The organism is Sporosarcina sp. GW1-11, from assembly GCF_033088395.1.
Classification (GTDB): Bacteria; Bacillota; Bacilli; order Bacillales_A; family Planococcaceae; genus Sporosarcina.
Genome location: NZ_JAPMIW010000016.1, coordinates 41,165 through 63,032, shown reverse-complemented (window position 1 = coordinate 63,032; position 21,868 = coordinate 41,165). Strand labels below are relative to the sequence as shown.

Sequence of the window (21,868 nt, the reverse complement as noted above, 5' to 3'; positions counted from 1 at the left end):
GACCTTCATCTCGTATCGAAGGCATAGAGTATTTCTTTAATCTGATCTGTAACAGTTATTATACAAGATTTAAGTGATGCTTGATCTTTTTAACGTTTTTCACTCAGAGCTACAAAAGTCGTTTAGAAAATGAACGTACTATAGACGAAGGAAAGGCAATAAAACCTATGATAGAATTAGAGTAGGATCTAACGCTTATAGTTGCATATCAAAATCCATTTATTCAAAATATAAATTAAAAAGGTGAAATCAGTGGAGAAACGTGTTCGCGCATTTTTACTGGGTCTAAAAAAGAAAACTGTCACATTACATGAACTGGAACAATTTAGTTCCTCACTGTCTTATACAGCGTTTGCCGAACTCATTTTATTTCTTGAATCAGACAATGTCCTTACACCAATCAAATCACATGGAACGAATGGCAAACAGCCTGCCTTAGGACTTGGTTATCGTATCCACCTTCCATCTCTTCAAAATGAACTTCACAAAGAACTTGTGGCGGCTAGGGGCGAACTACACAAACTTATACGGATTGAAACTTATTTTAGCTTACCGTTTGAACGATGGCGTAGGGATTATCCCTACTTGAGAGAAATTCATTCCTACCTAAATCGACAAGCTTTGCCAACTACTTACGCGGCAGCTCCAGAGCGTTCTTTTGAACTTGTGTCAAACGAAAAGTGGATAACTGAGATGGGTGGCAAGGAAGTTTTGGAACGTATTGAACTTTGGGATAAGTTGTTAATTATTCCCGTTGCGGATCCGTTAATGTTCGCAATCAACCCAAGCAAAGTACAGGCAACCAAGCAAATGCACTTAATTGTTGAAAATAAAACAACTTATCAAGCACTATTACCTGTCTTGCAAGAAACAGACTTCTCGACACTTATTTACGGTGTAGGGAATAAAATTGTGAAAAGTATTGAGAACTTTCACCATCAATATCCTATCCTTGACAGCGAACATACATTTTATTACTTTGGCGATATTGACTACGCTGGGCTTACGATTTGGTATAAGTTGTCCAAGAAAGTTAGGGTTTGGCCTGCGTTTCCCTTCTATAAGGAAGCGCTCTCTAAACCGTCGCCAAGTGGGAAGCAAAATCACACACGAAATGATGAAGCAGTTCATTCATTTATTTCCTATTTTCCTGAAGAGTTAAAACAACAAATTGAGCAATCATTAATGGATGGCAAGTATTATCCGCAGGAAATCTTGCGAACCGGTGAATTACAAGCGATTTGGAGGGGAACAAATTGGATGCCTATGAACTAGCAACGGGATACGGGGAGCGTTTCACAAGAATTGCCCTTTTCGAACCATTTCAAGATTTAAAACGAAAAACAATGCGAGACGAGAAGGATAAAAAAATAGATGTCGCGGGAATGGGGCTTCTCTGTTTATTATATTTCTTTGAACAGAAGTTAATTCGAAATACAAAAGCCGGCGTGAGAGAGTTCGCTTCTTTTTTAGAGATGAAAACAGGTGGAGTGTATGTGCTTTCTCCTTCCAAGTGGGAAAGTTTAAGTCGGGATATACTTCAAGTTTTCCGACCTTCAACGGGCAGGCGGTATAGCGTTACCTATATGGATTGGGAAAGTGGACAAGAAGAAATAGTTAGTTTTTCATTTTTCAAAGCCAATACGTTTGATGTCAAAACGAATACCCAGTATTACACACTTGACGATGATGGTCTTGAACTTGTGTTTGCGACAAAAGAATTTTATAGTGAATTTCAACTTTCCATCAATCAATTATTGCTGCGAAAACAACTCGAAAAAGGTGAATTTAAAGGTGCTTTACGTCAAATCAATGAAATGAGAATCGACGTTGAGTCCCTTGAAGAACGCATCCTACATTTAACACATGAATTGAAGCGAAATATTACATCGGAAGAAACCTTTCAGCGATATTCGCGATTAATCGAAGATATTTTACTGCGTCTATCTATGGAACATGAGGAATTTGAGGCGTTGCAAGGATTTGTCAACGAAACAAAGAAAAGATTGTATTATAAAGACCATACGAAAAAAGAGAAAGAAGCCTATGCGCTCATCCTCCAAATTTCAACGCACTTAGAAGAAGTCCACCACCAACACACAGATTTATTGCATGCTTGTACGGAAATGAAAACGAGAGCACTTCAAGCTGCTCAAGAAGCACTCTATTTTGTGGGCATTGATTCTTTCAATTTCGACCAGGATATTACTTCAAGGATTATTAGTACACCACTCGCTTTGGAATCGATGAAAGGATTGGTATCTCCATTTTTATCTTTAGAACAAGCGGAGTTATGGTCTCCTCTTACATTGTTTGCAAATCAACAGGTACGTGATATTCGAGAGGAAGCTAAAGGAACAGACTTTTTAGAAGTAGAATCCAAAGAAGAACAAGAATATGTCATGTTCATTCGCAATCGATACACTGAACTGTTTTCCTTTCTACTTGAATATATGGAAGAAGAAAACTCCATTACTTTGGATGAATTCATCTCGTATATTCAACATTCTCCATACATAGAAATGCTCGATTCCCGTATTTTTTATGATTTCTTTCTGCTCCTTCATCATCGATCTCCACTACTGCCGAATGAAGAGGAACAAAGCGAAGAAACACATGTGCTCGATGGTGTTCGAAAGTTATTAGAAGGTAGAAAATTAGAAGTATTCGAACGTAATAATCTTCTTACTTCACATGAAAGATATTTAATTCAGAATATGGAAATCCAAGTAAAGGAGATTGATGACGATGTTATATGAATCGGAAACCGTACGTCAGGCTTTTAATATGTTTCAAATTCTATCGCGTACTGGAAAAGCCGGGAAAACTCATTATCACCTTTATCTTGCCAACGATGATATTCGTGGGCTTATCGATGAATTTGTTAAAAGTGTCGGTTGTGATCTCGTTACTGTCGGTCAGGAATTATTACTCATTCCCACAGTTAGCGATTCGCCATTTCATGTAAGTAATGAATACTTGCGAAAAACGTATTTAAGATCAGGTGCAACCAATGCAGATTTGTATCTTCTTTACTTCACAACGCTCGTGCTATTTGGAGAGTTTTACAATAGTTATCTTTCGCAAGAACCAACCCGTGATTTTATTCAAATAAATGATTGGGTTGTTGCGGTTCAACAGCGAATGGAGACGTTGAAAGAGCATGATCTGGAAGACTTGAAATCATTATCAGCAGAATTCTCTTATAACTGGCAAATGATTATTGAGAAATGGGATAGTATGGATGATTTAAAAGAGCAGGCCAAAAGACAAACAGGCAACACAATTAGCCGATTAAGTTTCCTTGATACGGTTCGACGCTTTTTAGTCGATCAAGAGCTTGTTCAAGATATTGGGAATAACGAAATTACCTTAACGGAAAAAGCGAAGACTATTATTCAGCGTTATTTTATGGACCTAGACTATAACCGTGGCATATTGGAATTTCTTTACCGAATGGAAGCTGAAAAAAAGGAGGACTTGGACGATGCCAACAATTTCGAAGATTAGGTTTACAAACGTAGTCTATGAAAATGGGGACAAGCGCTATAATGATGAGCTTTTTCTATTTGATGGACATAACGGGGCTATCGTATTGGAAAATGGCGGAGGCAAGACGGTTTTTATTCAAACGGCATTGCAAGCTATCATTCCGCATGTCCAAGTGGCTAATCGGAAAATGAAAGATACGTTGCGGTTAGATGATGGACCTGCGCATATCGCTATTGAATGGATATTAAGTGAACAACCTCGACGATATGGGCTAACGTGCGTGACGCTGTTCATGACGAAGGAAAGTCTAGATTCATTAAAGTATGTATACGAATATAGTTCGGAGAATGCCCATTCAATTGAAAACTTACCTTTTATTAGAGGGAAACGTCCTGCGGATAAAGGAGAAATGCAGGACTATTACAATCAAATGGACAAGCAACAAATGAATGCCCATACTTTTGATACGAAAGAACGCTATGTCGCCTATTTAGAGGAAAACTTCCACATAGTCTCTTCTGAATGGGAGAGTATCGTGAAAATCAATAGTGGAGAAGGTGACGTAGAACGTTTCTTTGATGATTGTCGAACGACTGGGCAATTGGTAGATCGGTTGCTCATTCCGAATATTGAAGATGGAATGGCGGGTTTTGAGTCCAATAAATTTGCTGCAAGTTTTGAATCGCGTTTGACCTCATTTCAGGAATATAAACATTTCCAAGACAAGTTAGGCGAATATCGTAAAATACAATCGCGGTTGAACGAGTTAACCCATCATTTTGAACGACTAGAACAGAAAAGAAATGTGTATGTGCAAAGTAAAATGATCGCGAAAGCATACGCTCAATATGCCGATAAAGAACATGCAAATTACCTAGTTAAATTAGAAGAAGCGGATTCGGCGCTCGAAGTATTGGAAGAAAATAAGAAAGTGCTGACACATCGTGAAAAGTCCCTCGCTATCGCATTCGAACAAGACAAATTGAAAGTATTGGAAGAAGAGTTAGGAACTGTGCAAAACAAGGCAAGGAAGGTAAAAAAGAAGTGGGAAGCCGTCAAATTACAACTTGCGCACTTACGACTTGCAGATCAGTTACAACAACAGGGGATTTTGTCGATCGCTTACAACGAGAATTGGCAACATGGAAAGAGAAAGTTGAGTCGGAGGATGCGCTAGAACAGTTCAAAGATGTGGAACAACGACTTGCTGGCGCATTTGAAAAACGAAAGGCAGAGTTTGAAAATATACTAAACAAAAGCTATGTAGAACTACGTCAAATTAAAAGTAGTGTACAGCAAGAAGTGGAGAACGTTGAGAGTTTCCAAAAGAAAATTGAAACAAGTCGCCTAAACGAATATGGGGAAAGTATAATGATTTCGAATTTACAAAGTGAGATGGACAGTATTGAAAAAGAAGTCCTTTTCGACCACTCCCATATTTCGATGGAAGAGCAGCAAAAACTGTGGGTGAATGAGCACTTGCAGTTAGATGGGAAAATTATTGATTTGAAAAACCGTAACAAACAGTTAACTACACTTTTAGAAAAAGCGATTAAGGAACAGGAAGAACAACAACATCGACTTGAAACCGTGCGTACATTATTCACTGAAAAGAAGATGAATAAGAAAGAATTTAAGAAAGAGGAACAGGCGTTAATTGCTAGGTTGCAAGAGTTTTCAATGGTGTGGGCAAACCTTGATTCCATTCATGACCGGCAGGAATCGATTGAACAGTCCGTGCAGGAAGAAATCATACGGTATACTAGTCAATTTGAAATGTTATTAGCAGAGGAACGTTCAGCGACACGCCTTTATGATGACCACAAAGAACAACAACATTTCTTTGCAGATACATTTTTAGATGTTCAATTGACCCGTTGGAAAAATCAGTTTTCCTTTTTACAGACAGGCATCGAATTTATGATGAACTTCGAAATGGAAGGAACTCTGCAAAAAGACTATCCTTTTTGGGCATTGGCCGTCATTACAACAGAAAAAGAAACCCCTCTCTTAATGAAAAAACTGCAAGATAGTCAAAAAGAATTGCAGTTTCCTGTACATATTTTAACGTTAGACGAAGCAACTAGTATTGTGCAGGGGGAACGAAGTTATGTTGACGATTGGATTGCACCAGCGCACTGGACAACCGCGTTGGATAGCAAAGCATTCGGGGAATGGAAAAAAGTAATTCAGAAGAAAGCAGAAGCGTCCTCGGAAAACCGGAAAATATCCAATGCAGAACTGGAACAACGAAAAGGATTATATGAGGCATTCCATCACTTTATTGAACGCTATCCACTTATCTATAAGCAAGAACTACATCGTAAAGTGAATGAATTGCAACGGAAAGAATTCGAGTTGGATCAGTGGATGACTAAAAACCGTAAGCAGATTATTGATTACCAACGAGAAATGGAAAATAACAGAAATCTTATTGAGAAACTAAATAATGAACTGCAAGGTTTTACGATTTATTTAGAAAAAGCTAAAGACTACTTGAAGAAAAAAAGAAAAAAGCTCGAACACGAAAAAACAAAAGTGTATTACGAAGAAGAAATCAGTAGATTCACGGAACGAAAAATTAAAGCTGATCGGTATCTTGAGGAACGTGAAGAAGATTTGAAAGAAATGGAGAACACAATTCGCCAAACAGAAGCACAATTGGTGAAGGAAGTCATCGATCACCCGCTCTTTGCAAAAGTAAAGCATGAACATGCCAGATATTCAGAACAACCAATAAGGATCATAATTGAAGAATATGAAGAATGGGAACGAAAAGTGGCAGGCTTATTGACTGAACGGAATGTAGTTGAACGTGAATTACAAGGTGCAAGAGAACTATTGGAAGGTGTAGTGCTACAAATTGAAAGTATCACGTTAGACTATCCAATGATTTTAAAGGATGTTGAAGATTTTCCTTCAAACGGTAAAGAAAGAATTGGAATACTTATTTCGCAACTACCTGAACTTGAAGTAACAAAAAAAGAAATAGAGAAAACTGAACGGACAAAGCAAAGTGAAGTTGATCGGCAATATGGGGTTTTGCAAGCGAAACAATCAGAAGTAACGAACCCATTAGAATTCCATAGAGCGTTAGCCGTAGAAAACCAGGAATTGCAACTTGCATGGCAAACATGGCGACAGACTCTTGAATCATTAGAACGGGACAGACTACATACCTTACAGCAAGTAGGACACTGGCTGAAGGTGAAGGAAAAGTTGCAGGCCGATGCGGTCATTCATCAGTTTTTACTAGAAGAAATTAACGTAGCAGTGTTGTCTGGAAGGGAAATATTAGACTTTAGTTATAATGCGAATAAAAGGATTACAGAAGTTTTAAATGATTTGAAAGAATCAGGGCGAGTGCATGAAGAGGAACTATCTAGGGTTGATAAAGAACGCATGAATTATATTGCCTTTTGTCGCTCAACGATTACTGATAGTCGTCTCCAACAGACTGCAGTTCAAGGTATTGAATCAAGAAGTTCCTATGAAGAAGTATTGCATTATAAACAACTATTAGAAAAACGATTGCATACAGCCGAACAATACGCAGAACAACATATTCACTCCCATGACAAGGAGCTGGAATTATTTCTTCGTCATATGAGCGCGCATATTCGTGCATTGCGAAATGAATTACTAACGATTCCAAAGAAAACGGCTGTCAAAATAGAAGATAACTGGCGTCAAATCTTTCATCTTACCATTCCCGAATGGCAAGACAATGAAGGTAAGCAACTATTACGTTCGCATATCAATTGGATCTTAGCGCAATTGGAATTAGATGAATATCGTTCAGATGAAGGGGAAATAGATCATGTAAAAGTGAGAAATCGTCTGGAAAAATGGTTGAATTCACGTCAGTTGCTTCAAGTTGTTCTTCAAAGTAAACCGATTCGTATTTCTTGCCATAAAGTGACGAATGATAATAAGATTTCGCGCGCTGCGTATACGTGGGAAGAATCGAATAGTTGGTCGGGGGGAGAAAAATGGAGTAAAAACATGTCACTCTTTTTAGGGCTCCTCAATTATGTAGCTGAGAAAAAACAACATATTCAACCTCATATGAAGCGGCACCGTTCGGTTATTTTAGATAATCCATTCGGTAAAGCATCTAGTAGTCATGTACTAACACCGGTATTTTTTATCGCGGAGCAACTAGGCTTCCAAATCATCACTCTAACAGCACACGCGGAAGGAAAGTTTCTCCGGGACTTCTTTCCGGTTGTCTATAGTTGCCGCTTACGCCAAGCGGTAGGAAGCGATCGCCAAGTCATGACAACAAAAAAGACCATTCAATCTGCCCATTTACGGGATTTGGAACCCGATAGATTGAAGCGACTGAACCAAGTAGAACAAATAGAGTTATTTGAATAAAGGGGTACCTGTGTAAAAAACTATCGTGAATATTTGTTTTTTGCATAGGTACTCCTTTCAATTCGCAGACATATAAAATTTGATTTATATGAAAGAGAAATTCACGTTATATTTAGAATGACCTACAGTTAATTTGCTGAAAATGTTTTGGTTTGACCGCAAAGGTTTTTGAGTCGAGAAGTGGCTTATTATTTGATAGTTTCAAAAAATAAATGATTGACACAGATGAAGTCGTCAGTTACAATTTTCGTATTAGTAAGTAAATTCCGCAAACGAAAAAAGAGGTGAATGTATTGAATTCAAAAGTATTATCTTTAGTTTTATTATTGGCGACAGGTTTGATAGGCGTCATCTACTATCTTTCAACTAACAGTTTAAAAAACTTGTCAAGTTCAAATGCCGGTGAAATGGGTTCAGGTTACTTTCCAAGATTATTGGCAATAATTCTTATTGTTTTAACTATTATAAGTATAATTCAAACACTTTTAGAAAAAGAAAGTGAAAAAATAGATTTAGGAAATTGGAAAATGGTTGTAGCTACGTTGATTCTTACTCCAATTTATATCTTTTTATGGGTATACGTCGGTTACTTCTATATTTTAACATTCATATTTTTATTTGGCTTAATTTATATTTATCAAGTAGATAGGAAGTCAAAAAAAATGTTGATTATTAATGCTATAACTACTTCTGTTGTTCTAGTCGCTATCTATGTGTTTTTTGGTATACTTTTAGAAATAACTTTTTAAGGGGGGGATATTTTGAGTTTCTTAGACTTTGATTTCACAACTTTGTTTACGCTTTCAAATCTAATAGCAATCTTTTTAGGAACTATCGTAGGGTTGATTATTGGTGCGTTACCAGGATTAGGTGCAACGATGGCAGTAATATTTTTACTGCCATTTACTTATACAATGGATCCAGTTTCTGCGGTTTTGTTATTGCTAGCGGCTTACCAAGCGGCTGAATATGGTGGGTCTATATCTGCAATTACTTTGGGCATACCAGGGACTCCTGCAGCTGTGGCTACTGCTCAAGACGGCATACCTTTAGCTAGAAAAGAATCTCCAGGTAAAGCTTTAGGGATCTCCCTAAACGCGAGTGTAATTGGTGGAGTTGTAGGAGCACTGTGTTTAATCTTTTTTACAGAACCATTTGCAAATTTTGCGCTGAGATTATCAGATCCAGAATTTTTCTTGTTAGGTGTAATGGGGTTGATTGCAGTAGCGTCAATCAGTACTAAAGGTGAAATGACTAAAAGTTTAATTTCTGTTGTTCTCGGGTTAATGGTCGGTACGATTGGTATGGATATGTTTACTGGTCAACCACGTTTTATTATGGGGCAATTGGAGTTAATGGAAGGCCTGGGGATTGTAGCTCTGCTAATCGGGATATTTGCAATTCCAGAAATTTTAAGAGTAGTCAAAGATGATTTACATACTCAGTTTGCATCCCAAGCGAGTAATCTTTCTACAAAGTTAACAGGAAAAGATATGAAAAGGATTGCTAAACCTACAGGGGTAGGTTCGATAATCGGTACGATTTCAGGATTGTTACCAGGATTAGGAACTGTAGCGGCTGCATGGTTCTCATATATTGCTGCGAAAAAAATATCCAAAAGCCCAGAAACATTTGGAAAAGGAAACCCAGAAGGCATCGCCGCACCAGAATCAGCAAACAACGCTTCAGTTGGTGGGGCACTTATACCACTATTTGCATTAGGGATTCCAGGTTCAGTAGGAATAGCAGTAGTTATGAGTGCGTTTATCGTCCATGGTATTCAGCCTGGACCACGAATCTTTACAAAAGATCCTACATTAACATATGGCATACTATATGGTTTCTTACTAACTACGGTTGCACTATATATAGTAGGAAGACTTCTTACTCCGCTATTTGCCAGAGTGTTAGTAGTACCTAACTCTTTTCTAATGCCAATCGTGTATGTTATTGCTATAGTTGGAGGGTTCTCAGCAACTAGTAGATATTTTGATATATGGCTATCGCTTATTCTAGGGCTCATTTCGCTTCTATTCGTTCTTTCCCGCTTTTCAATCGCGGCTTTTGTTATGGCATTCGTATTAAGTCCAGTCATTGAAGTGGGTTTAAGAAGATCATTATTAATATCCGGAGGAAGTTATTCTATCTTCCTTACAAGACCATTTTCATTACTATTTTTAATTATCATTATTCTTATGTTAATGACACCAGTGTTTAGAAAACTTGGTGAGCGTAGAAAAAGAAATAAATTAATAAGTAATTAAAGGTAAGATCAAAAACTTACTTTGATTTAAAAAATATATTAAATAATAAGGGAGAGACAGCAATGAAAAAGATTACAGGAGTACTAATGTTAGCAATACTAGTATTAATAATTAGTGCATGCTCAGGTAAAACTGAGAACAATTCAAAAGATACAGGATCCGGAGAGGCAGATTTCCCCAAAAAACCAATAACAGTGCTAGTTCCTTATGCGCCAGGGTCGTTTCCTGATAATAGTGCCCGTTCACTAACACAGCTAGCTGAAAAGAATCTACCGAACAATCAGTCGTTTAAGATTGAAAATGTTGAAGGTGGAGGTGGAATTATCGCTATGACTCAATTAATGAATGCTAAGCCAGATGGTTATACGATAGCTTATGGTTCGGTATCTCATGTGAGTGTGTTACCACATATGGGTGACGCAACATTTACCCATGATAGTTTTCAACCGATCATGAAAGACTTTGCACCAATCCCTTTACTTATGGTTCGGACGGATGCTCCATATAATAATTTCGATGAATGGATAGAATATGTAAAAGCTAATCCGGGTAAATTTTCATATGCAACGACTGGTCCGGGAAGTATTTCCAATTTAAACATGGTTGCAGTTGCAAAAGAACTTGAACTTGACGTTAAAAACATCTCATATGAAGGTGGCTCACAAGGTATTACGGCTTTATTAGGTAAAAATATTGACGGTGCGGTTGTTATGCCAAGCGATGCACTAGAACATATTGAAGCTGGAACATTAAAACCTATCTTTGAATTTGGTCAGGAAACAGAATATGAAGATGCAAAATCACTTGGAGATTTAAGTCTACCTGATGGCGTTCAGGCTTTCAGTATGTTATTTGCACCTAAAGGAATTCCAGAAGCAGAGCTAGGGATTTTGCATGATGCCTTTAAGAAAGCACACGAAAGCGATGAATACAAAAAGTACACTGAAAGTATAAACGCAAAACAATTTTACTTAAATCCTGAAGATGCGCAAAAGAATGTTACTGAAACATATGATTTAGTAGGAGAACTTTTAAAGGATCTAGGGCTCATAGACTAAACAACTTATATGGTTACTATTATTATTCAAGTAGGTATTGGAAGAATTTTATTCTTACTAATATCTACTTGAATTTTATATGTCAGCAAAAATTGTACAAAGAACAGATGCTAAGTATGTAGGTATCGAAGAAAGAGTTTATACATTGCTCTTAAATAAAGATTATTCTCATTAATCAACTAAGGAGGAGTCTAATCATGGCAAAATATATGAAGTTCGATGAAGACGCACGAAAACTTATGTTACAAGGCGTCGAAAAGGCGGCTAGTGTAGTGAAAGTAACGCTTGGTCCCAAAGGTAGAAATGTCGTTCTTCAACAAGAAGAAGGTCCGCCTTTAATTGTAAATGATGGAGCATCGATTGCTAAGGAGCTCAAGTTTGAAAATCCTTTTGAAGATATAGGCGCGCAGTTACTGATCCAAGTAGCCTCAAAGACGAATATGGTTGCAGGTGATGGGACAACCACGGCAACTGTATTGGCCGAAGCGATGATCAAAGAAGGATTGAAAAATGTTACTGCAGGAGCAAACCCCGTATTTATTCGTAAAGGAATTGAAAAAGCCTTAACAGCAGCAACTGCAGAGTTACAAAAACTATCTAAAGAAGTAGTAGGTAAAGCGTCAATAGCGCAGATTGCCACTGTTTCATCTGGCGACAGTAAAATTGGCGATATTATTGCTGAAGCGATGGAGTACGTAGGAAAAGACGGAGTTATTACACTCGAAAACTCACGCGGATTTTCTACTAAACTGAAATTGACCGAAGGAACACAGCTTAATCAAGGTTATAGCTCTACGCGCATGGTAACTGATGAGAGGAAAATGGAAGCGGTCTTAAAAAATCCATATATCCTAATAACTGATTACAGTATTGACAAGATTCAAGATGTGATTTCAGTAATTGAATATGCTATTGAAAAAAATAAGCCGCTCTTAATTATTGCAGGAAGTATTTCAGACGAAGCTATTGGAAGTATTATTTTTAATAGGATCAAAGGTAACTTCGACGTTACCACAATTAAAGCTCCGGGCTTTGGTCAGAGGCAAAAGGCTATGCTAGAAGATTTAGCTGTCTTAACTGGCGGTCTAGTCATTACTAAAGATTTAGGGCTAGATTTAAAGTCAATGACTATGGATAGTCTTGGATATGCAGAGAAAATTATAGTTTCTAAAGACAATACAACAATTATAGGTAGTGGTGGCAAACGAAGTGACATTGAGGCGCATGTGAATTCTATTCAAGAACTGCATAATAATTCATCTATGAATCCTGAAGATCAAAAATACTTAAGAGAGCGTTTAAGTAAATTAGCTAACGGTATAGCAACTATTCAAGTTGGAGCTTATACAGACGCAGCAATACAGGATCAAATGCTTCGTATTAGAGACGCATTAAGTTCTACTCATGCTGCGGTAGAAGAAGGGATTATACCGGGTGGAGGGGTTGCGTATTTACATGTTTATAAAAAGCTAATTAAACTCTTGGATACAACAGACGGTGATGAGCATGTCGGAATAAAGCTATTTTTACATGCGCTCGAAGAACCAGTCCGCCAAATTGCTTTAAATGCAGGGTATCTAAATTCATCAGTAATTGTCGAACGCTTGAAAACAGAAGCTGATGGAGTTGGATTTGATGCACTAAGTGGTGAGTGGGTAGATATGTGGAAACAAGGAATTATTGATCCGACGAAGGTGGCACGTACTGCACTGCAAAATGCTGCATCTGTAGCGGCGATGTTCATAACAACTGAAGCTAGTATTGTAATTAAACCAGGCGATGAAGATATGTATTCTGATGACATGAGTGATATGGTTCATCATCATCATTAAAATTTATGTTTTCTTACTTTCAAGAAGGGAGTTAGTAGTTGTTAAATAGCTACTGATAACTAAAGGTAATGGAAGATAGAGATCGGCTAGTTCGCTATTTGAATCACTTTATCAGACTATTTAGGATTTTTTATTGACTAAATAATAGAGTTAGCTTACAATTAAAATAACGTAAAAGATAATTATTTCCGCATAGGGAATTATCGTGAAAGCGTAAACATTAAGATGACGCCATTGAATTAAGCTGTTTATTAAGAATAACTTCAATATAGAAAGGTAGATAATTATGATTAAAGTTGAAAATGAAGTTAAATTAACAATTGCGGAAGATGAAACAAATCCATTTTTACTGGGTCATTTTGAATCCGTAAGTAAAGAGTATACAGCGACAACTGAAAGCTTAGAAGTTATTGGAGAAATTCCGAAAGACTTAAATGGTGTGTACGTTCGTAACGGACATAACCAAGTCCACGCTCCGATGGGTGTTTATCATCCATTTGATGGTGATGGAATGCTTCACGCGGTTCATTTTGAAGACGGCAAAGCTACTTATCGTAACCGCTTTGTTCGTACAACTGGATTTTTAGCAGAGGAAGCTGCTGGGAAGTCGCTTTGGTCAGGAATTTTAGAACCCCATTTAACTACTCGTCAAGGGTGGGGAAGCATGGGGACAATGAAAGACAACGCGGGTACAGATGTTATTGCGCATGGCGGTAAATTATTAGCATCGATGTCACAGTGTAGTGAAATAAATCGTATGGACCCAGTTACGCTAGAGATGCTTGAGCCAGATTCGTGGAATACTACTCTTGCGCCGCAAGGTATTTGTTCACACTTTAAAGTAGACAATGATACTGGAGAATTAATGTTCTTTAACTTCAGTGAAACATACCCATATATGAATTATGGTGTTGTAGGTCCTGACAGCGAATTGAAACATTATGTTCCAATTGATTTACCAGGTGTACGTTGGCCACATGATTTAGGTGTAACGAAAAACTATTCGATCCTCCATGACTTACCATTTATATTTGACCCGAAGTTATTAGAAAAAGGACAACGTAAAGTAACATTTTTTGATGACATGCCTGCTAGATTTGGTATCATCCCACGTCATGGAACGAATGAGGATGTTAAATGGTTTGAAGCAAAATCTTGTTTCATTTTACATTTATCAAACTGTTATGAAGACGGAGATAACGTGATAATGGAAGGTTGCGTAACGTTTAACCCAGGAAAGCCTGAAGTAGGAAAACAAGCCAGTAATGCAACTGATAAAATTAAGGAAGCAATGAATAAGACAGCAACACAATACAGAATGTACCGTTGGACATTTAACTTAAAGACAGGTAAAACGAAAGAAGAGTTCCTGGATGAAGAGGCAACGGAATTCCCGGTTGTAAGTAATGATTATGTAGGTAAAAAATACCGTTACAGCTATAACTCTACACTGAACTCAGATATAGATAAACCTTGGTACCTTACTGGGCTTATAAAATATGATTTACAAGAGGGTACAAGCCAAAAGTATGAATACGGTGAAGGTCGTTTAGGAAGTGAACCACATATCGCAAGACGTAAAAATGCAGTAGCAGAAGACGACGGCTACTTAATCACACTAGTAACAGATCTGAATGAAAACCGCTCTGAGTGTCTAATTCTTGATGCGAGTGATTTCTCAAAAGGACCAGTTGCGAGAATTATGTTACCACACAGAATTCCGACTGGTGCACACGGAGCTTGGGTTGAAGAGGCACGAATTAAAGGTGAATTAGTTAAATAAAACACGTCATCCCTCACTTTTTTAAAAGTGGGGGATCAATATAAATGAGCATCGTATTATTTGTTTTTCATAGAAAAGGGGAAAATACATGTCTAAATATGCGGAAAACCTAGTTTTAATACCGGGTTTAAATAATACAAAACAAACGTGGGATGGAGTAGTAGAGGCGCTACCGAAATCAATTAATACTTTTCCAGTAGATGTTCCTGCAATCGCTAACATTGATGAAATAGCCAAAGAGTTATTAAAAGATTTACCGGAAAAATTCCACTTAGTTGGTCACTCATTTGGTGGTTTTGTTGCATTAGCCATTCTTGCTAACGCTCCAGAAAGAGTATCTGCGCTTTCCTTAGTAGGTACAAATGCAGAAGCAGATAGTGAAGCTGGAAAAGAGTTTCGCAAAAAAGCGATAGCAAGAGTAGAAGCGGGTGAATATGAAGAAATGGTGAATGCTGCAGCTCATCGTACGTTCCACCCAGACAATCTAGATAATCCTAAGCTACAAGAAATTCGCGAACAAATGCTAAAAGATTACGGTCCAGAACGCTATATAGCACATGCAAAAGCGATCATGGATAAACCAGACCGAAACTCTTTATTAGCTAATACAGATATTCCTTATTTATTCATAGCTAGTACAGATGATTTAGTTATTCCGTTAGAAAGTACAAAGGCAATGTTGGAGTCAGCACCTAAAGCTGAATTTAAAACAATCGAAAAAACAGGTCACTTGGCGCCGCTTGAACAACCAGAAGCACTTGCAGAGCTCTTGTTACCTTGGTTAGAGAAATAAACAGTTCCTATACTCAAAATTAATTATATGCATTTGAGCATTTTTTAAAACATACTTACGGTTGAAAGTAACAATATATTTATTATAGAAGTAGTTAAGGGACTTCGTTATTTCAAAGTAGTACTTTAATTATCGAAGTTTTATAAGTAAATCAATATAATTATTTAGGAGTTGTATATAATGGAGAAATTAATTATTACCGTTGCACCTACAGGAACTGGAACAACTAGAGAGGATACACCTTATCTTCCACTTCAACCAGAAGAAATTGCAGATGAGGTATATTTAGCTTATAAAGCAGGCGCAGCAATTGCACATATGCACGTGCGTGATAAAGATGGTAAACCTTCTATGGATAAGGAGATTTATCGTGATTTAGTGCAACGTGTGAAAGAAAAATGCGGTGATGAACTTATTATTAGTTTAACTTCTGCAGGTAAGCACGGGCTTACTGATGAAGAACGTTTAGCTTTCTGTGAACTATCACCTGACTTTGGATCGTTAGATGCAGGTTCACTTAACTTGAAAAACTTTGTATTTATGAATTCACCTCAATTTTTAGAAAAACTAGCTAAAAAAATGCAGGAAAACAACGTTAAACCAGAAATTGAAGTGTTTCATCCAGGGATGATTTCTAATGCTCAAAAGTTAATCGATGCTGGTTTAATTACTGGATCATTACATTATTCAATCGTTTTAGGTGCTGATGGCGGAATGCCTGCAACACCGAAAAGCTTACTGTACTTTTTAGATTCACTACCTGAAGGTGCAAGCTGGGGCGTTGTAGCTTTTGAAAATCAATTAGCTATGAATACATTAGCGATAAGCCTTGGAGGGCATGTTCGTGTAGGTATGGAAGACTATGCATATATTAGACCTGGCGTTTTAGCGAAAACAAATGCTGAATTTGTTGAGCAAATTAAAAAGATTGCCCATGAATTTGGACGAGAAATTGCTACACCTGCAGAAGCAAGAGAAATGTTACTTGGAGATAATAACTAAAGAGTCGCATTATAAGTAAGTTCTTATTATAAGAAATACAGTAACCGCCAAAATGAGGATTTAATATTTTGTGAAATATTAACTCCTCATTTTAATTACTTCTTATTTAGTTCAATATAACTTTATTATGGTACGTTATTCCTTTTATATTGTTGTAAATAAGAAATAATGATTAGCTTATTATCACTACTGTCGATAAGAGATGTTTATTGAATAAAGGTTCAGAATAAAGATGACGTGTGATACACTAACTAATAAATAATAAGAGTGGAGGACAGCAATTTGAAGACTTTAAAAAAAGAGAGTAAGCCAAGTCAAGTACCCGCACTAGATTCTTCAATAAAAATCCTTGAATTATTGGCGACACAAGGCTATCAGCATGCAAAATTAACGAAGATTTCAGAGGCAACTGATATAAATGTTAGTACATGCCTAAGAATTTTAAGAACTCTCGAAGAAAAGAGTTATGTTACATTTTCAAGTAGTTCAAAAGAATATTCACTAGGTACACCATTAATTGCGTTAGGTAATCGTGCGCGAGAAGTCAATGATTATATCGAAGTAGCTAGTAGCTACTTGAAAGACTTAACTAAAACAGGTTCATCTTTTGTTTTAGTAAAAAGAGTTCGTAACTCACGTCTTATGTACGTAGCAAAGGAGGAGCCTGATCTAAAAGTACGCTTAACAGTGTCGGCAGGCGATTCGTTCCCAATTACTGCTGGGGCACTAGGTAAATGTTTTTATGCGTATTTAGACGAAGAGGATGCCAAAAGTGTATTAGATGAGGTTATGTCAGATGATCTATTAGAAAAGTATACTGAAAAATCAGTTACTACGAAACAAGATTTAGACAAACAAGTGCCGAAAATTCGTGAAGAAGGAATAGCTGAAAGTCATGAAGAATACTCATTGGGTATTTCAGCGTATGCTTGTCCAATATTTGACAGTAAAGGTCAAATCATATTAGGTTTAGGTACGTATATTCCAACTTCATTAATTAATCAAATTAAGACAGAAGATATTAAAGAAATGATGAAAACAGCCGCAGCGGAAATTACAGAAGCGATCAATACGTTAGTTTAGAAGATATTCATATAGAGAATAGTAAAGAACACCCTAGAGTTTACATTCTAGGGTGTATTTGTATTAACGTTTACTACTTTAGTTATCCTAGTCTACTAATGACAGTATACTTCATAATCCGAGGCGCTTGTGTAGTTAGCTTTCTAGCATGATACTTAACTAAACATAACAATTATGAAATTGACTTATGAATCAAGTTATATATTTACTTCATTAGAACTTGAAGATTTATCCAAAGCTTATAAATGTTCTTTAAACCATTCGATTGCTTCGTTACTATAAACCTCAAAATGTTCTAGATAAGGTGTGAAGTGATGTCCATCCATTACTTTCATTTTTTTAGGTTCTTTTGCATCTTTGAAAGCCTCCACTTGTAAATCCGTTGGAGTAACAGTGTCATCTCCTGCAACTAGTAACAAAAGAGGTGTAGGAGCAATCAAAGAAATATAATTACCAGGGTTATAGGAACGGGAAAGTTCTATAGAACGAATAGTTACTTCATTTTTCCAGTTAGGTGAAAGTGCACCACCTGATAAATACCAGTCAACAGCATCTTTATCGGAATATATTCCTTCATCGCCCTCAAATTCGGGAACGATCTTACAACGTATTGGTTCTCCGCCTTGCATACGTGTTTTTCGGTCTTCATAAAAACTATTTAATAATGCGGGTACATCATTAGATGACACCCTTCTAGCAGAGGATTCAGAACCACTTATAGTAGGTACTTGGGATACGACACAACGCACTCGTTTATCCATTGCCCCAACCATTAAAACATGTCCACCACTATAACTAGACCCCCAAACCCCAATTCTTGAACTATCCACTTCTTCTAATGTACTCATGAAAGTAATAGCGTGTTGGTAATCAAGCACTTGCTCATAAGGATTGATTTCTTGACGTGGCTGACCATCGCTATCACCAAAGTTTCGGTGATCATATAAAAGAACAGCAAATCCATTGCTTGCAAACACTTCAGCAAATTTATCTACGTACATTTCCTTTAATGAACCATATCCATGTGTCATTACAATACCCGGAAGACTTGATTCAGTAGTGTCAGGTAAGTAAAGCCAACCTCTTAACGTAATTCCTTCTGCATTAAATTCTACACTTTTTTTATTATATGAATGAACACACTTGCTCAAATTATTTTCCCCCAATACCGAATAATGTAAAGTTCTCTCTACTTATATTTATACACTAAATTTCCGTGTTTGTAAATCGTTTTCGTATGTAAACTAACTGAAGGAGTTCGAATACTTGAGTAATTTAGGTAAAGGATATAATGTTAACTTTTTTGAAGAGTATTATTTTTTATATGATGGTATTTTTGCGGCCGTGTCCAACACTAATAGGTAACATTTTAAGTAAGGTAGTATAGGTTTTTTTAGTTGCTACTATCATCGATATGTTTTCATCATTCACTTTCATTGTCACTTACCGACAAATAGAACGGTTTTTTATTGTCGACTGCGGCCATTGTCTTCAATCTTTTACTCAGTGTACAATTAATTTAGGAAAGCGGTTACATAGTGATGGTTTGTCAATTTACTTACTAACCATAGTTAAACGAAAGATAACATAATGGGTAATTCAAATAAAATACGAAGGAGCAAAACAATGCCACTAGTAAAAGATATATTCATTGGTCTATCAAAAAACCAACTGCTGAATCGAGCAGCTAAGAACTACGGATTGAAATTAGGAGCACAAAATGTCGTGGCGGGTACTACTATTGAAGAGACAATCCAAAGTATTAAAAAACTAAACGCAGAGGGTATTTCTTGCACAGTCGATAATTTAGGTGAGTTTGTTTTTGAAAGAGAGGAAGCGACGAAGGCAAAAGAACAGATTCTATTAATGATAGAAGCTATCCATACAGAAAATGTAGATGCACATATTTCACTAAAGCCAACACAGCTTGGTCTCGATATAGATTACAATTTTTGCTTAGATAATTTAAAAGAAGTTGTGAAGAAGGCAAATGAATACGACATATTTATCAATATGGATATGGAAGACCATATGCATCTACAGCCTTCATTTGATCTCTTGGATGACTTATCCGAAACGTATGAAAACGTAGGAACGGTTATCCAAGCCTATTTTTACCGCGCAGTAGAGGATATTGAAAAGTACAAGAACTACCGTTTGCGAATTGTTAAAGGTGCGTATAAAGAGACAGAACAGTATGCGTATCAAACGAAAGAGGAAATTGATGCGAACTTTATTAAATTGATCGAATGGCATTTGCTAAACGGCAAGTTTACATCGATTGCGACGCATGATCACCACGTCATTAATCATGTAAAACAGTTTGCCAAGGAAAATCAAATTCCAAATGATCAATTTGAATTCCAAATGTTGTACGGTTTCCGAAAAGAACTTCAACTGAAATTAGCGCAAGAAGGATACAACTTTACAACGTATGTGCCTTTTGGCGATGACTGGTACGGCTATTTCATGCGTCGGTTAGCTGAAAGACCACAAAACCTTAATTTGGTCGTGAAACAAACGTTTACGAAGAAAAACAATATACTCATTGGATTAACTGCTGGTGCTTTCTTACTCGGAAGACTAACGAAAAATAAAAATTAAAAAAGGATGAATACACATGATTACATATAAACATGAGCCATTTACAGATTTCTCGAAAGAAGAAAATATACATGCTTTTGAACAAGCGCTTAAGCTTGTGGAGGGTTATCTTGGGAAGGACTATCCGCTGACGATAGATGGAGAACGTATTACAACTGATGAAAAGATTGTCTCTTATAATCCCGCAGATAAGAAGCAAGTGATTGGACGTGTATCAAAGGCAAGCCGAGAGCATGCAGAACAAGCGATGCAAGCAGCTGACGAGGCATTTAAGACATGGCGTAAAGTAAAGCCGGAAGTAAGAGCCGACATATTGTTTAAAGCAGCTGCCATTGTCCGTCGACGCAAGCACGAATTCTCTGCGCTATTGGTTAAAGAAGCGGGTAAACCGTGGAACGAAGCAGATGTAGATACAGCTGAAGGAATCGACTTCTTAGAATATTACGGCCGTCAGATGCTAGCGCTGAAGGAAGGAAGAAAGATGGAAAGCCGTCCAGGGGAATACAACCGCTACGATTACATTCCACTAGGTGTGGGAATCGTCATTTCCCCTTGGAACTTTGCATTTGCAATCATGGCAGGAACTACAGTAGCTGCCCTTGTTAGTGGTAATACCGTGCTTCTTAAACCAGCATCCACTACCCCAGTTATTGCAGCAAAATTTGTAGAAGTACTCGAGGAAGCAGGTCTTCCAAAAGGCGTATTAAACTATGTGCCTGGTAATGGAGGGGAAGTGGGCGATTACTTGGTTGATCATCCGAAGACGCGTTTTGTTTCATTCACCGGTTCACGTGAAATTGGTACACGTATTTATGAACGTGCCGCTAAAGTAAATGAAGGACAGATTTGGTTGAAGCGTGTCATTGCTGAAATGGGTGGGAAAGATACAATTGTTGTCGACAAGGATGCAGACCTTGAGTTGGCTGCTCAGTCCATTGTTAAATCCGCATTCGGTTTTTCCGGTCAGAAATGTTCTGCATGTTCCCGTGCAGTCATTGTAGAAGATGTATATAATGATGTGCTAAATCGTGCAATTGAATTGGCAAACGAGTTGTCAGTCGGCAATCCAGCGGAAAGACCTGATTTCATGGGTCCTGTCATTGACCAGGCATCATTTGATAAGATTATGAGTTATATGAAGATTGGCGAAGAGGAAGGACGCATTGTCGCAGGAGGTACAGGCGATAGTGAAACAGGCTACTTTGTGCAACCTACAATCATTGCGGACGTTGCGCCAGATGCGCGAATTATGCGGGAAGAAATTTTCGGTCCGGTAGTCGGATTTACAAAAGCAAAAGATTTTACACATGCAATCGAAATTGCGAATAATACAGATTATGGTTTGACAGGTGCAGTCATTACGAATAATCGGGAGCATATTGAACAGGCACGTGAAGATTTCCATGTCGGTAACTTGTACTTCAACCGCGGATGCACGGGAGCAATTGTCGGTTACCAACCATTTGGTGGATTCAATATGTCGGGTACGGACTCAAAAGCAGGAGGACCGGATTACTTACAGCTTCATATGCAAGCAAAGACAACATCAGAAATGCTATAAGGATTGTGCAAAGGCT

The 21,868-nt window shown here is 37.4% G+C and carries 16 protein-coding genes; 15 read left to right on the top strand and 1 reads right to left on the bottom strand.

Annotated elements, in window-relative coordinates:
• The first annotated feature begins 252 nt into the window (after window positions 1-252).
• From ORD22_RS10975 to ORD22_RS10915, 13 genes are all read left to right on the top strand, one after another.
• On the top strand, window positions 253-1,275 hold the full coding sequence (locus ORD22_RS10975) for a Wadjet anti-phage system protein JetD domain-containing protein (protein WP_317646024.1): 1,023 nt from the start codon (window positions 253-255) through the stop codon (window positions 1,273-1,275).
• Window positions 1,257-2,759: a replicative DNA helicase gene (locus ORD22_RS10970; RefSeq protein WP_317646022.1), complete on the top strand. Its 1,503-nt coding sequence runs from the start codon at window positions 1,257-1,259 to the stop codon at window positions 2,757-2,759. Before ORD22_RS10975 ends, ORD22_RS10970 begins: the two co-directional genes overlap by 19 nt.
• Window positions 2,743-3,510: a DUF6063 family protein gene (locus ORD22_RS10965; RefSeq protein ID WP_317646020.1), complete on the top strand. Its 768-nt coding sequence runs from the start codon at window positions 2,743-2,745 to the stop codon at window positions 3,508-3,510. The genes ORD22_RS10970 and ORD22_RS10965 overlap by 17 nt, the downstream gene beginning before the upstream one ends.
• A complete protein-coding gene (locus tag ORD22_RS10960) occupies window positions 3,488-4,669 on the top strand; it encodes an AAA family ATPase (protein ID WP_317646019.1) in 1,182 nt (393 codons plus the stop codon). Before ORD22_RS10965 ends, ORD22_RS10960 begins: the two co-directional genes overlap by 23 nt.
• Window positions 4,627-7,872: a hypothetical protein gene (locus tag ORD22_RS10955; RefSeq protein WP_317646018.1), complete on the top strand. Its 3,246-nt coding sequence runs from the start codon at window positions 4,627-4,629 to the stop codon at window positions 7,870-7,872. Before ORD22_RS10960 ends, ORD22_RS10955 begins: the two co-directional genes overlap by 43 nt.
• A gap of 293 nt (window positions 7,873-8,165) precedes the next feature.
• Entirely contained in the window at window positions 8,166-8,621 is a 456-nt protein-coding gene (locus tag ORD22_RS10950; RefSeq protein WP_317646017.1) for a tripartite tricarboxylate transporter TctB family protein, read from the top strand.
• Window positions 8,622-8,633: 12 nt separating this feature from the next.
• Window positions 8,634-10,136 (top strand): tripartite tricarboxylate transporter permease, encoded by a 1,503-nt coding sequence (locus tag ORD22_RS10945; protein WP_317646016.1) that lies wholly within the window; start codon window positions 8,634-8,636, stop codon window positions 10,134-10,136.
• Window positions 10,137-10,198: 62 nt separating this feature from the next.
• Window positions 10,199-11,194: a Bug family tripartite tricarboxylate transporter substrate binding protein gene (locus ORD22_RS10940; protein WP_317646015.1), complete on the top strand. Its 996-nt coding sequence runs from the start codon at window positions 10,199-10,201 to the stop codon at window positions 11,192-11,194.
• A gap of 197 nt (window positions 11,195-11,391) precedes the next feature.
• Entirely contained in the window at window positions 11,392-13,026 is a 1,635-nt protein-coding gene (gene groL / locus ORD22_RS10935) for a chaperonin GroEL (RefSeq protein WP_317646014.1), read from the top strand.
• A 286-nt stretch (window positions 13,027-13,312) separates the two neighbouring features.
• Window positions 13,313-14,809: a carotenoid oxygenase family protein gene (locus ORD22_RS10930; protein WP_317646013.1), complete on the top strand. Its 1,497-nt coding sequence runs from the start codon at window positions 13,313-13,315 to the stop codon at window positions 14,807-14,809.
• 88 nt (window positions 14,810-14,897) lie between these two features.
• Window positions 14,898-15,602, top strand: coding sequence for an alpha/beta fold hydrolase (locus tag ORD22_RS10925; protein WP_317646012.1), 705 nt, complete (start codon window positions 14,898-14,900; stop codon window positions 15,600-15,602).
• 180 nt (window positions 15,603-15,782) lie between these two features.
• On the top strand, window positions 15,783-16,604 hold the full coding sequence (locus tag ORD22_RS10920) for a beta-keto acid cleavage family enzyme (RefSeq protein ID WP_099690059.1): 822 nt from the start codon (window positions 15,783-15,785) through the stop codon (window positions 16,602-16,604).
• Window positions 16,605-16,886: 282 nt separating this feature from the next.
• Window positions 16,887-17,687, top strand: coding sequence for an IclR family transcriptional regulator (locus tag ORD22_RS10915; RefSeq protein WP_317646010.1), 801 nt, complete (start codon window positions 16,887-16,889; stop codon window positions 17,685-17,687).
• Between the two features lie 239 nt (window positions 17,688-17,926).
• Here ORD22_RS10915 and ORD22_RS10910 read toward each other — a convergent pair whose 3' ends face one another.
• Window positions 17,927-18,838, bottom strand: a complete 912-nt coding sequence (locus ORD22_RS10910) for an alpha/beta hydrolase (protein ID WP_317646009.1) — start codon at window positions 18,836-18,838, stop codon at window positions 17,927-17,929.
• Between the two features lie 475 nt (window positions 18,839-19,313).
• Between ORD22_RS10910 and ORD22_RS10905 the strand changes: the two genes are divergently transcribed.
• Together ORD22_RS10905 and pruA are read left to right on the top strand one after the other, a co-directional pair.
• Complete coding sequence (locus tag ORD22_RS10905) at window positions 19,314-20,291, top strand: proline dehydrogenase family protein (protein WP_317646008.1); 978 nt, start codon at window positions 19,314-19,316, stop codon at window positions 20,289-20,291.
• A 16-nt stretch (window positions 20,292-20,307) separates the two neighbouring features.
• A complete protein-coding gene (pruA, locus tag ORD22_RS10900; RefSeq protein WP_317646007.1) occupies window positions 20,308-21,852 on the top strand; it encodes an L-glutamate gamma-semialdehyde dehydrogenase in 1,545 nt (514 codons plus the stop codon).
• Window positions 21,853-21,868: the final 16 nt, after the last annotated feature.

What these genes read in the sequence shown, in the direction of transcription:
- ORD22_RS10940 (WP_317646015.1), top strand. Translation starts at nt 10,199, where the DNA reads ATGAAAAAGATTACAGGAGTACTAATGTTAGCAATACTAGTATTAATA.
- ORD22_RS10960 (WP_317646019.1), top strand. Translation starts at nt 3,488, where the DNA reads ATGCCAACAATTTCGAAGATTAGGTTTACAAACGTAGTCTATGAAAAT.
- groL (WP_317646014.1), top strand. Translation starts at nt 11,392, where the DNA reads ATGGCAAAATATATGAAGTTCGATGAAGACGCACGAAAACTTATGTTA.
- pruA (WP_317646007.1), top strand. Translation starts at nt 20,308, where the DNA reads ATGATTACATATAAACATGAGCCATTTACAGATTTCTCGAAAGAAGAA.
- ORD22_RS10930 (WP_317646013.1), top strand. Translation starts at nt 13,313, where the DNA reads ATGATTAAAGTTGAAAATGAAGTTAAATTAACAATTGCGGAAGATGAA.
- ORD22_RS10920 (WP_099690059.1), top strand. Translation starts at nt 15,783, where the DNA reads ATGGAGAAATTAATTATTACCGTTGCACCTACAGGAACTGGAACAACT.
- ORD22_RS10905 (WP_317646008.1), top strand. Translation starts at nt 19,314, where the DNA reads ATGCCACTAGTAAAAGATATATTCATTGGTCTATCAAAAAACCAACTG.
- ORD22_RS10965 (WP_317646020.1), top strand. Translation starts at nt 2,743, where the DNA reads ATGACGATGTTATATGAATCGGAAACCGTACGTCAGGCTTTTAATATG.
- ORD22_RS10925 (WP_317646012.1), top strand. Translation starts at nt 14,898, where the DNA reads ATGTCTAAATATGCGGAAAACCTAGTTTTAATACCGGGTTTAAATAAT.